Origin of the sequence: Streptomyces sp. H27-H5, from assembly GCF_026627505.1 — a bacterium.
Classification (GTDB): Bacteria; Actinomycetota; Actinomycetes; order Streptomycetales; family Streptomycetaceae; genus Streptomyces.
Map to the genome: position 1 here is coordinate 1 of NZ_JAPNLK010000035.1, position 12324 is coordinate 12324.

13 protein-coding genes are annotated in these 12324 nt (G+C 72.6%); 6 read left to right on the forward strand and 7 right to left on the reverse strand.

What is annotated here, in order from left to right; genetic code table 11:
• Nucleotides 1-210 precede the first annotated feature (210 nt).
• Both OTB19_RS18660 and OTB19_RS18665 read right to left on the reverse strand, forming a co-directional pair.
• Nucleotides 211-1161, reverse strand: coding sequence for an SCO0930 family lipoprotein (locus tag OTB19_RS18660; RefSeq protein WP_267799474.1), 951 nt, complete (start codon nt 1159-1161; stop codon nt 211-213).
• Nucleotides 1162-1278: 117 nt separating this feature from the next.
• The gene (locus OTB19_RS18665; protein ID WP_267799413.1) at nt 1279-2295 is read right to left on the reverse strand and encodes a GDSL-type esterase/lipase family protein; all 1017 of its coding nucleotides are present in this window, start codon (nt 2293-2295) and stop codon (nt 1279-1281) included.
• A gap of 461 nt (nt 2296-2756) precedes the next feature.
• Between OTB19_RS18665 and OTB19_RS18670 the strand changes: the two genes are divergently transcribed.
• Entirely contained in the window at nt 2757-4211 is a 1455-nt protein-coding gene (locus tag OTB19_RS18670; RefSeq protein ID WP_267799414.1) for an amino acid permease, read from the forward strand.
• Nucleotides 4212-4221: 10 nt separating this feature from the next.
• On the forward strand, nt 4222-4677 hold the full coding sequence (locus tag OTB19_RS18675) for an Lrp/AsnC family transcriptional regulator (protein ID WP_007262967.1): 456 nt from the start codon (nt 4222-4224) through the stop codon (nt 4675-4677).
• A 65-nt stretch (nt 4678-4742) separates the two neighbouring features.
• On the opposite strand, the gene OTB19_RS18680 is transcribed toward OTB19_RS18675, so the two are convergent.
• The 3 genes from OTB19_RS18680 to OTB19_RS18690 form a co-directional block, all read right to left on the reverse strand.
• Nucleotides 4743-5234, reverse strand: coding sequence for a hypothetical protein (locus OTB19_RS18680; RefSeq protein ID WP_267799415.1), 492 nt, complete (start codon nt 5232-5234; stop codon nt 4743-4745).
• Nucleotides 5235-5492: 258 nt separating this feature from the next.
• The gene (locus OTB19_RS18685; RefSeq protein ID WP_267799416.1) at nt 5493-5786 is read right to left on the reverse strand and encodes a WhiB family transcriptional regulator; all 294 of its coding nucleotides are present in this window, start codon (nt 5784-5786) and stop codon (nt 5493-5495) included.
• A gap of 456 nt (nt 5787-6242) precedes the next feature.
• Nucleotides 6243-6989 carry a GNAT family N-acetyltransferase gene (locus OTB19_RS18690; protein WP_267799417.1) on the reverse strand — a complete coding sequence of 249 codons (747 nt, stop codon included), beginning with the start codon at nt 6987-6989 and terminating at the stop codon, nt 6243-6245.
• Nucleotides 6990-7143: 154 nt separating this feature from the next.
• On the opposite strand from OTB19_RS18690, the gene OTB19_RS18695 reads away from it, so the two are divergent.
• The 4 genes from OTB19_RS18695 to OTB19_RS18710 all read left to right on the forward strand — a co-directional run bounded on the left by OTB19_RS18695 (nt 7144) and on the right by OTB19_RS18710 (nt 10871).
• Nucleotides 7144-7260: a cell envelope biogenesis protein OmpA gene (locus tag OTB19_RS18695; RefSeq protein ID WP_267799418.1), complete on the forward strand. Its 117-nt coding sequence runs from the start codon at nt 7144-7146 to the stop codon at nt 7258-7260.
• A gap of 242 nt (nt 7261-7502) precedes the next feature.
• Nucleotides 7503-8132, forward strand: a complete 630-nt coding sequence (locus tag OTB19_RS18700; RefSeq protein ID WP_267799419.1) for a glutathione S-transferase C-terminal domain-containing protein — start codon at nt 7503-7505, stop codon at nt 8130-8132.
• Nucleotides 8133-8289: 157 nt separating this feature from the next.
• Nucleotides 8290-9090: a carbon-nitrogen hydrolase family protein gene (locus tag OTB19_RS18705; protein WP_267799420.1), complete on the forward strand. Its 801-nt coding sequence runs from the start codon at nt 8290-8292 to the stop codon at nt 9088-9090.
• 83 nt (nt 9091-9173) lie between these two features.
• Nucleotides 9174-10871, forward strand: a complete 1698-nt coding sequence (locus tag OTB19_RS18710) for a flavin monoamine oxidase family protein (RefSeq protein WP_267799421.1) — start codon at nt 9174-9176, stop codon at nt 10869-10871.
• Nucleotides 10872-10992: 121 nt separating this feature from the next.
• Here OTB19_RS18710 and OTB19_RS18715 read toward each other — a convergent pair whose 3' ends face one another.
• Together OTB19_RS18715 and OTB19_RS18720 are read right to left on the reverse strand one after the other, a co-directional pair.
• A complete protein-coding gene (locus OTB19_RS18715) occupies nt 10993-11580 on the reverse strand; it encodes a hypothetical protein (protein WP_267799422.1) in 588 nt (195 codons plus the stop codon).
• 43 nt (nt 11581-11623) lie between these two features.
• Complete coding sequence (locus OTB19_RS18720) at nt 11624-12265, reverse strand: DUF5995 family protein (RefSeq protein ID WP_267799423.1); 642 nt, start codon at nt 12263-12265, stop codon at nt 11624-11626.
• Nucleotides 12266-12324 lie beyond the last annotated feature (59 nt).

The following is a 12324-nucleotide window of genomic DNA, read 5'->3' on the forward strand; positions in this document are numbered from 1 at the left end:
GCCAAGATGGACGACTACATGATCAAACGGAACGAGACCGCCCGCCCCTTCAAGTGGACCTACGCCGCCAGCCCCCTCCAGGAAGCCTGAACCCCCCTCCACGAACTTTCGCGGAGCAGCACTAGGTTCCGCCCCGTCGGGGCGGAACGGGGCGCGACCCCCGCCGGGGGGAGGGGGCGGGGGTCGCGCGTTCAGGATGGTCCGTGGTGCCTACTTGGCGGTGGTGATGAGCTTGCCTTCGGGGGAGACGGCGTACCAGGTGCCGCCCACGCCCTGGCCGTTGGTGTCGCCGGCCTTCTTGTCACCGCTGAAGGTGTAGATGGGCCAGCAGTCGATCGACTGCTGCTTCTTGCCGTCGGGGCGGTTCAGGACCGTGTAGCCCTTCTCGACGATGCCCTTGGCGTTGGCCTTGTCGACCGGGGCCACCACCGGCCACTTGGCCACGCAGGCGTCCTCGCAGTTGGACTTCATGGGCCAGGCGCTGTCCTTCTTGAACCGGTAGACGGTCATGCCGTTGCCGTCGACGATGTGCTCGCCCAGCTTCGGGTCCTTGGCCACGGTCAGCGCGCCGGACGCCTCGCCCGCACCGGCCGGAGCGGGGGCCGCCGCCGCGTCCTTGGCCGCCTTCTTGCCGTCGGGGGCGGAGGCGAACCAGGTGCCGCCGACGCCCTGGCCGTTGGTGTCACCGGCCTTGCCGTCCTTGCTGTACCGGTACATCGGCCAGCCCGCCACCGTCAGTTGACGGCTCCCGTCGGCGCGCTCCACCTCGCCCAGCAGCGCGGGGTCCACGCCCGTGGCGGCCGTGACGTCACCGGCGGGGACGATCGGCCACGTCTTGGCGCAGGCACCCTCGCAGTTCGACTTCGGCGGCTTCGGGGTGTCCTTGTCGAAGCGGTACAGGGTGAACCCGGCGCTGTCGGTGAGCACGGAGCCGAGCTTGTCGTTCTGCGCGATGGTCAGTTCCCCGGCGGGCTTGGCATCGGCGGCCGCCGCGGGGTCCGCGCCGCCCGACGCGCCGGCGCCGTAGGGGTCCGCCGCGGGAGCCACGGCCCCGGCCGGCTGGGTGTTGCCGCCCGCCTTGTCGGCTCCGCCGCACGCCGTGGCCGAAAGGGCGACGGCGACTGCGACGACTGCCAGGGTGGTTCCGCGCTTGAAGCCCATCTTGATCTCTCCCACGTGTGATGACTGCCGAGTCCGTCGCCGGAGCGTCGGCAACTTGTGCAGGACACGTCGTCGGGGGAGCGAACCGTTCAGCGCGAGAGGTGTGTCGTCTTTCACCTAGCCGGCATCGAACCCGGCGCGGCGCAGAGCCGTGCACACAGCGAGGCCGAGAACCTGGTGTCCGTTGTCGTTGGGGTGCAGTCCGTCCGCGAGGTGCTCGGGCCCCAGCAGGTCCCGCCCGGGCAGCAGTGCCAGCCGGCCGTCCCCGGCGGCCATCCGGTCGCGGGTGGCGCGCTCCATGGCGTCGCGCAGGACGCCCAGGGTGGCGCCGAGCCTGTTCGGCGTCCGCTCGGCGTCGGGGCGCAGCACCGGGGACAGCAGCAGCAGCGGGGTGCTCGGGTGCCCCTGCCGGACCAGGTCGAGGAAGGCGCGCGTGGTCTCGTACAGCATCGCCGGGGTGAACGGCACCCGGGACCAGCAGTTGGTGCCGAAGGCCAGGGTGAGCACGTCGGCGGGGAGCCCCGCGAGTTGTTCGGCGGTGGCGAGTTCCCCGCGGGCCGCGCCCGCGTAGCCGAGGTTGACGGTGTCCCAGCCCAGCGACCGGCCGGCGACGGCGGGCCAGCCGTGCGCGGGGCGGGTGGACCACCAGCCCTCGGTGATGGAGTCGCCGTGCACCACCCAGCGCGGGGCCGTCGGGGCGGGGGCGATGGGGCCGCCGATCCCGCGCACCCCGAGGATCACGGGGGACTGGGCCTCGGGCGGGTGGACGGTGAACGGTCCGCGCCCGCCGCTGATCGCGACGCGTACGACGGCCTCCGCGGCCGGCTCGGTGAAGACCTCGGTGAGCATGCCGTGCCGGTTCCACAGCGCGAAGCCGTGCGCGAGGTCGCGCAGCGCGTCGGTGGGCCCGGGCACGGTCGCCCGGTAGCGGATCTCCAGCGCGTGCGCCGACTCGGTGGTGAACTCCAACCGCACCCCGATGGGCAGGGCGGCCCGCTCGCCGGTGTCCCAGGGCAGCCGCATGGTGTCCGCCGGGTCGGCGCGCACGGGCCGGCCCTCGTCCAGCCAGGCGACACCGCGCAGGAAAGGCCCGGGGTCCAACCACCCGCCGTCCGCCTCCAGTGGTCTCTCCACGCTCACTCGTCGCCTCCGATCGCCGGGTAGGGGAACCTCGCGCCGACCCGCGGTCGACCACCCCCGTCTGCCCCGTCACGTGCGGGAACACCCGTCATGGGTGCGAACCCCGGCCGGTCCCCGTCCGCGGCGGCGCCGTCCTGGCGGCACGGTGCGGCAGTTCTGACGAAGTGTCAAGGAGGTGCCGCCGGGGAGGCCCGGAAGGGGGTCGCGCAGTGATCGATCGTCCGCGCGCAACAAAGGACCATCCAGGACAGATCCGCGCAACGATCGTGCGCCAATGTGCAAGGATGGTGCATTACGGGCGGTATCACTCAGCTCGTAGGCTCACTCGCTGTACGTGGAGTGGCGTGGACCGCCTGCTCGGCGGTCCCCATGCCCAGGCCGGCTCCTGCCCGCCTGCTCCGGACCGCTGTGGTCGATGCCTGAATCCCCACCCGCAGTGTCAAAGGAGTCCCCTCGTGCTCGAAACCGGCCAGGCGCCACCGCTCACCTCCGAGCCCCGCAAGCCTGCCCATCCTTTGCTGCGCCGCAAGCCGGTCGAGCAGCTGGTCGCCGAGGGCGGCCAGGGCGAGGGCGGCTCGCTGCGCCGCTCGCTCACCATGTGGCAGCTGACGATGATCAGCATCGGCGCCACCCTCGGCACCGGCATCTTCGTCGTCCTCGGCACGGCGGCCCCCAAGGCCGGCCCCGCCGTCACGATCTCCTTCGTCATCGCGGGCCTGACCGCCCTGTTCTCCGCGCTCTCCTACGCGGAGCTGGCCGGATCCGTGCCGGTCTCCGGCTCCTCGTACTCCTACTCGTACGCCACCATGGGCGAGCTCGTCGCCTGGGTCTGCGGCTGGTGCCTGGTCCTGGAGTACGGCGTGTCCGTCGCGGCGGTCGCCGTCGGCTGGGGCGAGTACCTCAACGAGCTCCTCGACGGCACCATCGGCGTCACCATCCCCGAGGCGATATCCGCCCCGCTGGGCGAGGGCGGCTTCATCAACCTGCCCGCGCTGATCGTGGTCCTGCTCGCCATGGTCTTCCTGATGGGCGGCGCCAAGGAGAGCGCCCGGGTCAACTCGATCATGGTGGGCGTGAAGATCGTCACGCTGCTGCTCTTCATCGGCATCGGCTTCATGGGCATCAAGGCCGGCAACTACACCCCGCTCGCCCCGCTCGGCATCACCGGCATCAGCGCCGCCGCCTCCACGCTGTTCTTCTCGTACATCGGCTTCGACGCCGCCTCCACCGCGGGTGAAGAGGCCAAGGACCCCAAGCGCGACCTGCCCCGCGCGATCATGCTCTCGCTGGGCATCGTCACCGTGCTCTACGTCCTCGTCGCGTTCGTCGCCGTCGGCGCCATGCCGTGGCAGGACTTCGAGGGCACCGAGGCCGCGCTGGCGCAGATCATGACCGACGTCTCCGGCCACACTTTCTGGGGAGTCGTCCTCGCCGCGGGCGCCGTCGTCGCCATCGCCTCCGTGGTCTTCGCCGTGCTCTACGGCCAGACCCGCATCCTCTTCGCCATGTCCCGCGACGGCCTCGTCCCCAAGGTCTTCGCCAAGGTCAACCCGAAGACCGGCGCCCCCCGCGCCAACGTGGTGATCGTTTCCCTCTTCTGCGGGATCCTCGCGTCCTTCATCCCGCTCGGCAAGCTCGCCGACGCCACCAGCATCGGCACCCTCTTCGCCTTCGGCCTGGTCAACATCGCCGTCATCATCCTGCGCCGCACCAAGCCGGACATGCCGCGCACCTTCAAGGTGGCGCTCTTCCCGATCACGCCGATCCTCGGTTTCCTCGCCTGCGGCTACATGATGTTCAGCCTGGACACCGTCACATGGATCGTTTTCGGTGGCTGGATGGCAGCGGGTCTCGTGTTCTACTTCCTGTACGGCATTCGCCGCTCCCGACTGGCCACAGCAGAGAAGTGATCCACCCGCAGTGCGACTGAACGATCTCGACGAACGCATCGTGCACGCCCTCGCCGAGGACGCCCGACGTTCCTACGCGGACATCGGCTCCGAGGTCGGACTCTCGGCCCCCGCCGTCAAACGGCGCGTGGACCGGCTGCGTGCCGAGGGAGCCATCACCGGCTTCACCGTCCGGGTCGACCCCGCCGCCATGGGCTGGGAGACCGAGGGCTTCATCGAGATCTACTGTCGCCACAACACCTCGCCGGACGACATCCGGCGAGGGTTGGAGCGGTACCCCGAGGTCGTGTCCGCGTCCACCGTCACCGGTGACGCGGACGCCCTCGTCCAGGTCTTCGCCTCCGACATGAGGCACTTCGAACGCGTACTGGAACGGATCGCGGGCGAGCCGTTCGTGGAACGCACCAAGTCCGTCCTGGTCCTCTCCCCGCTGCTGCGCCGCTTCACCTCCGGCGCACCCGCGTAGCCACCGCCCCGGTCCCCGGACCGGGGCGTTTCGGCGTACCGGGGCGTGCGGCGGACCGGGGGCGTTCAGCAGAACGCCTCGCGCGCCACGGCCGCGCCCTTCTTCCAGCCGGTCGAGAACCCCTCATTCGCCGACGGCGGCGCGGTCGCGTCACAGCTCCCCTTGACGGCGCCCCACCCGGCGACGACACCGGCCTTGTACGGGGCGCCACCCGCCCGGGCGTGCGCGTCCGCCTCGTCCGCGCCGCCGCACCTGGTGTCCCGGCCGCCCTGGGACACGGTGTACGCCCCGTTCTGCCGCTTCGGGAGGGTGAAGGCCCCGTCGGGGCCCACCTCGAACCGGCCGCCCTGGGCGGTCGGCGAGGAGAGGACCGCGGGGCCCGGCGCGAACCCGCTGCCGGACACGGACACCGTTCCGTCGGGCCGGGTGGCCGACGCGGAGCAGGTGGCCGCCGGCGCGGCCGCCTCGGCGCCGCCCGAGGAGATCGCCAGGGAACCGACGGCGAGGGCGCCCGTCGCCAGGGGGGTGAGCACGATCAGACGGAAGCGTCGCTTCATGGGTGTTCCTCTCGTGGGACCCCCGGTCGACAGAACCTCCTCACGCGGCCGATGCGCCTTCGCGCGGCCGATGCGCGCAGCCGGTCAATTTTATCCCGGCGGCCATGGCGCCGCCCGCTCCCGCCGGTCAGCGGGCGATCCGCAGCCGGTCCGTCTCCGGGCAGGGTGTCGGGCGCAGCGAAACGGGTCGGACGCGTTCACCGCGTCCGACCCGTCGTCGTTGCCGCCTGTCCTGTTCCGCGCGCCCGAGCGGCTCTTCTACACATGGGCCGGGGCGCGGCGACCGCCCAGGAGGGCGTGCCGCTCCTCCTCGGTCAGGCCGCCCCAGACCCCGAAGGCCTCACGGGCGCGCAGCGCGTGTTCGAGGCAGGCCGTGCGCACCGGGCAGCCGGCGCAGATCCTCTTGGCGGCCTCGTCCCGGTCCTCGCGGTCCTCGCCCCGCTCGCCGGCGGGATGGAAGAACCGGCCGGACCCCAGGTCCCGGCACGCCGCCCGGGACTGCCACTGCCAGTTGTCGGGGGCGGAGTCCCGCAGGCGGGAGACGTCGGTCATGGCAGTTCCTTTCCGAGGGGTACGTGGGTTCCCCCGCGTGTGACCGCTCCGTGCCCCCTGAAACATCCTTGCCCGCAAGGGAAGGCCGACCCGCCGGCCCGCTCCCTCGAACCCGCCGGGGCGACGGACCGGGAGCAGGCGCGCGGGCCCGCAAGAAGACGCCGACTCACCGCTCACGGAAGGGTGTTGGGCGCCGGCAGGGCGCCGCGGGCGCCGATCGGGGCCGGGCGCCGAAGAGTCGATCAGGAACCGAAGAGTTGATCAGGAACGGCGGCGGGCGCCGGGATCCCGCTCCGGGGCGACGCGGGTCCGGGAGCACCACCGGACCGGCCCGCGCGGAGCGAGCCGGGGGGTGGGACGGGCGCCCGTACGCAGCGTGTCCATCGCCACCCCCCTGTTCATCGCTACCCACCCCGAACCTAAGGCGCCGGACGCACGCACTCAATGAACCCCGTGTTAAGCCTTCTTTTCGTCGGCCGGGGCATCGGGGGCATCGGGAGCGTCCGGGGCGCCCGGGGTCCGCACCCCGATGAACACCGGCTCGCGGCGCAGGACGAAGCCCATCGACGTGTACAGACGTATGGCGTTCACGTTCCCCGCGGCGGCGTGCAGGAAGGGAACGTCCCCGCGCTCGCGGATGCCTGCGGCCACCGCCCGGATCAGCCGCGCCGCCAGGCCCTTCCCCCGGTGGTCGGGGTGCGTGCACACCGCGCTGATCTCCGTCCAGCCCGGCGGCCGCATCCGCTCCCCGGCCATCGCCACCAGCCGGCCCTCGTGCCGGATCCCCAGGTAGGTGCCCAGCTCGACGGTGCGCGGCAGGAAAGGACCCGGCTCGGTCAACCGGACCAGGTCCAGCATCTCGGGGACGTCGGCCGCCCCGAGCCGCACCGCCTCGGGCGCCGGCTCGCCCGGCACCGCGCTGCCGTCGAGCTGGACGCCCGGTACGGCCAACACCGTCTCCCAGCCGGCGGGCGGCGTCGGCAACCCCGTCAACCAGACCTCCGTGCCGGGCCCCACCAGCGCCGCCAGGTCCTCCCAGGCGCGCGGGTCGTCCGGGTCGTCCAGGGCCGCGAAGGGGTTCGCGTCCGTCCGGTACCGGGCGGCGCGCCCACCGGACACGGCGAAGTCGCGGTGCGGGCCGCTCAGCGCCGCCCAGACCGGGTTGTCGAGGGGATGTGTATCGGTGTCCGTGTCGGGGGACATCACGTGCGGGGATCCTTCCGTCGAATACGCGGGGTCGTCGGTTCGTGACCGACTTCTTGACGGCCTCGCGCGACGCCGTGAGACTGCGGGGGACGGTCAGGATCGTCAGCGCCCGCGACGGGCGGGTTTATGCCCCGAGGACAGGACGAGATCGGTGGAGATGGCCCGGACACCCGAGGCAGGGACACATCCCCTGCGCCGCTCGTGGCTGACCCGACGCCTGCACATCGACCTGCTCCGCGTCTGCAGCGCCTTCGCCGCGCACGCCTGAAGCCCTCCCCACCTCACGGCCCGGCCGATCAGGCCCCGCCGATCCGCGGCCATGCCATGCCACGCCGCCCCCGCCGACGTGTGCGGGCTTGCCGTGCCCGGGCCGCTCGCGCCGCGGCGCGCCCCTGCCCGCCGCCGCACCTGCTCCTGCCCGGATCCGGGGCCGCCCCGCCCCGGCCCCCGTTCACCGACGCCCCGACCCGGGGCCCCGCAGGGCCCCGGTACCGACGACCGAGGAGAGCCATGCTCCAGATCACCCTGCCCCGCACCGCGCCCGTCCCGGCCCCGCGAGGTCGCATCGGCAGCGGCTTCTCGCCCGACCCCCGCCGCTACCACCTCTACCTCTCCGCCGGCTGTCCGCTCTCGCTCCGGGTGACCACCACCCTGCGCCTCCTCGGTCTCGCCGACTCCGTGGGCACCACCCTGCTCGGCGACCCGTCCTCCCACGCCGACCTGCGCGCGGCGTACGAGGCCGCCGGCCACCACTACGACGGCACCCTCACCGTTCCCGCGCTCTGTGACACCTGGAGCGGCCGCGTGGTCAGCAACCACACCCCCGACATCCTCGACGACCTGGTCGTCGGGCTCGCGGGCCGCCCCGACCTGGCGCCGCCCGCCCCCGCCGCGCTCGCGGGCGCCGTCCGGACGCTCCTGGACGACGCCGCGCCCCCGGCCGGGCGGTCGGCCGCCCTCGCCCTGCTGGAACAGCGCCTGGCCCGGTCCCCGTACGCCCTGGGCGACCGGCCGACCGTCACCGACGTCGACCTGTGGGTGGCGCTGCGACATCACCCCGCGGCGGCGGAGGCGGGGCCGTCCGCACGCTCGTACCTGGGTCGTCTCCGCGCCCATCCGGCCTTCCGTTCGGGCGAGTGAATCGGGGGCGGAGGGGGTGCGTGCAACGAATCACCGTTCGACCCGCCGAATGCGCAACGAATCGATCCTCCGAGCGCAACGGTGACGGCTTGCCCCGGTCGAACGCCCGAACGTACCGTCTAATGACCCCCTCCCCACCTGTCACAGAGGTACGCCCATGCCCCCGCTGCGCACCGCCCTCCTCCAGAGCTCCGGACGGCTCGGCGACACCGCCGCGAACCTGAAGGCGCTCGACGAGGCCGCGGCGCGTGCCGCACAGGGCGGGGCCGGGCTCCTCGTGACCTCGGAGATGTTCCTGACCGGCTACGCGCTGGACCTCCAGGACATCCCCGGCATCGCCGAACCGGCCGACGGCCCGTCCGCCGTCGCCATCGGCGACATCGCCCGCCGCCACGGCGTCGCCGTCCTGTACGGCTACCCGGAGCGCGCGGGCGACGCCGTCTTCAACTCCGCGCAGCTCATCGGTCCCGACGGGACCGCGCTCGCGAACCACCGCAAGACCCACCTCTTCGGCGGCTTCGAACAGGACGCCTTCACCCCCGGCGACACCCCCGTCGTCCAGGCGGACCTGAACGGCCTCCGCATCGGCATCCTGATCTGCTACGACGTGGAGTTCCCCGAGAACGTCCGCGCGCACGCGCTGGCCGGCACCGACCTCCTCCTGGTCCCGACCGCGCAGATGCACCCGTTCCAGTTCGTCGCCGAGCAACTGGTCCCCGTCCGGGCCTTCGAGAACCAGATGTACATCGCGTACGTCAACCGCACCGGCCCCGAGGGCGAGTTCGAGTTCGTCGGCCTCAGCTGCCTGGCCGGCCCCGACGGGGTCACCCGCACCCGGGCCGGCCGCGGCGAGGAACTCGTCTTCGGCGAGGCCGACCCGGAACTGCTGCGGGCCTCGCGCGAGACCAACCCCTACCTGCGCGACCGCCGCCCGGGGCTCTACGCCTCGTTGGTCTGACCCTCCAGGATCCCCCGGGCCCGCCCCCGGTCCGCCCTCCCGCCCCCACCCTGCCCGAGTCCGTTCGCAAGGAGCCGTACCCCATGACGTCCACGGTGCCCACCACCGCCGTCCCGCACAGCGACGGACAGCCCCCGATCACCATGTTCGGCCCGGACTTCCCGTACGCGTACGACGACTTCCTGGCCCACCCGGCAGGACTCGGCCAGATCCCGGCGACGGAGCTCGGCACCGAGGTCGCCGTCATCGGCGGCGGTCTCTCCGGCATCATCTCCGCGTACGAGCTGATGAAGATGGGCCTCAAGCCCGTCGTCTACGAGGCCGACCAGATCGGCGGCCGGCTGCGCACCGTCGGCTTCGAGGGCGCGGGCACCGAGGAACTGACCGCGGAGATGGGCGCCATGCGCTTCCCGCCGTCCTCCACGGCCCTCCAGCACTACATCGACCTCGTCGGCCTGGTCACCGAGCCCTTCCCGAACCCGCTCGCCGAGGCCACCCCCTCGACGGTCGTGGACCTCAAGGGCGAGACCCACTACGCCGAGACCATCGCCGACCTCCCGCAGGTCTACCGCGACGTCGCCGCCGCGTGGAACGCCTGCCTCGACGAGGGCGCCGACTTCTCCGACATGAACACCGCGATGCGCGAGCGGGACGTCCCGCGCATCCGCGAGATCTGGGCCAAGCTCGTCGAGAAGCTCGACGACGAGACCTTCTACGGGTTCCTCTGCAAGTCCGAGGCCTTCCAGTCCTTCCGCAAGCGCGAGATCTTCGGCCAGGTCGGCTTCGGCACGGGCGGCTGGGACACCGACTTCCCGAACTCCATCCTGGAGATCCTCCGCGTCGTCTACACCGAGGCGGACGACCACCACCGCGGCATCGTCGGCGGCTCGCAGCAGCTGCCCCTGCGCCTGTGGGACCGGGCACCCGGCAAGATCGTGCACTGGGCCCAGGGCACCTCGCTGTCCACCCTGCACGACGGCACCCCGCGCCCGGCGGTCACCCGCCTGCACCGCACGGCCGGCAACCGGATCACGGTCACCGACGCCACCGGCGACATCCGCACGTACCGCGCCGCGATCTTCACCGCGCAGTCGTGGATGCTGCTGTCCAAGATCGAGTGCGACGACACGCTCTTCCCGATCGACCACTGGACGGCGATCGAGCGCACCCACTACATGGAGTCCAGCAAGCTCTTCATCCCCGTGGACCGGCCGTTCTGGCTGGACAAGGACGAGGAGACGGGCCGCGACGTCATGTCGATGACCCTCACGGACCGCATGACCCGTGGCACGTACCTGCTGGACAACGGCCCGGACAAGCCCGCCGTCATCTGCCTCTCGTACACCTGGTGCGACGACAGCCTCAAGTGGCTGCCGCTGTCCGCGAACGAGCGGATGGAGGTCATGCTGAAGTCCCTCGGCGAGATCTACCCGAAGGTCGACATCCGCCGCCACATCATCGGCAACCCGGTGACCGTGTCCTGGGAGAACGAGCCCTACTTCATGGGCGCGTTCAAGGCGAACCTGCCCGGCCACTACCGCTACCAGCGCCGCCTGTTCACCCACTTCATGCAGGACCGCCTCCCCGAGGACAAGCGCGGCATCTTCCTCGCGGGCGACGACATCTCCTGGACGGCCGGCTGGGCCGAAGGCGCCGTACAGACCGCCCTCAACGCGGTCTGGGGCGTCATGCACCACCTCGGCGGCACGACCGACACCACGAACCCGGGTCCGGGCGACGTCTACGACGACATCGCGCCGGTGGAGCTCCCGGAGGACTGACCCCTCCCGGACCCCGTGACCACGGGCCGCCCCCGCGCCGACAGCGCGGCGGCGGCCCGTTCTCATGCCCGGCGCCCGTTCCCACATCCCGCGGCCCGTTCTCGTGCCCGCCGCCGTCTCGTCACGCGCGCCGCAGCCAGATCGACTTCCAGCGTTCCTCGCGGGCGGCGGCCACGGCCGGCTCGAACCCGGTGTCCCGCCGGCCCAGGCCCACCCCGCACCCCGCGCACAACCGGTACACCCGGTGACCGGTGCGCAGCTCCCGCGTGCCGCGGTCCCGCGCGCAGACCGGGCAGACGGGCGGCGGCCACGGGCCGGCGCCGGCCCGCAGGATGCTCGGCATCACGACCGGGAGCGGCGCGTCCGGATGGAACCCGGGGTCCGGGCAGTGCAGCCGACGCCAGGGCTCCGGCGGGCGCGGAACGCGCACACCGGCCCGTTTCTGCGCCCGGCGCAGCTCCTGCCAGGGGCGGAACGCCGCGAACCAGACCTCGCGCGCCGCGTGCAGCTCCTCCACCGCCCGCACCACCGCGTCCGGATCCCGTTCCAGGTCGGCGGGGATGCGGGCGCTGCGCGCGAGGTGGTCGAAGGTGGCGCGGAATCCGTACGGGGCGAACTCCGTGACGCAGGTGCGCAGTGCGGCGAACCGTCGCCGAGGCGTACGGGTCGGGTCGAGGACCCGCAGGCGATGGGTGGCGAAGCTGCTCACCGGGGGAGCGTAGCCGGCGGCCCGTCCCGCCCGCACGGGGGTTTCAGCCGCGCGGGGTGAGCAGGCAGCGGCCGACCAGTCCGACGCCGGCGTCCAGGGAGTCGGCGAACTCCTCGGCCAGTTCGGGGGCGCGCCGCAGCGTCCACAGCAGGCGGGCGGCGGACCAGGCGCCGGCCCGGGCGCGCTCCAGGCTCCACGACCCCACCAGGTGCGTCAACGGGTCGGCGATCTCCAGCAGGTCGGGGCCCGGCATCAGGTCCTCGCGGATCTGCTCCTCCAGGGAGACCAGGGTGTCGCCGACCCGGTCGAAGTCCCCTTCCAGGGCGGCCGGTTCACAGTCCAGGTGGCGGCAGGTGGCCACCACGGCCAGCGCCAGGTCGTGTCCGATGTGCGCGTTGATGCCGGCCAGCGCGTGCTGGAGGGGCCGGATCCCGGGGTGTCGGCGGTACTGGAGGAGCGGACGCCAGCAGGCCGGGGCCCGCTCCGCCTCCACGGCAGCCAGGTAGCGCTCGGCGAAGCACACGCTGAGGGTCTGCGCCCTGCGCGGGGCGGGGAACGCCCCGCGCGCGAGCCGTTCGTGCAGCGTCTGCGTCACCGTCAGGTACACCCGGTTGAAGACGGCCACACCGTCCTGCGCGGGGAGCCGCTCTTCCAGGGCGCGCATCCGCGCGAGCACCGCTTCCATGGGAGGCAGCGTCGCAGCAGGAACGCGCCGTGTGGGGAACTTGGCCGTGCGCTTCGCCG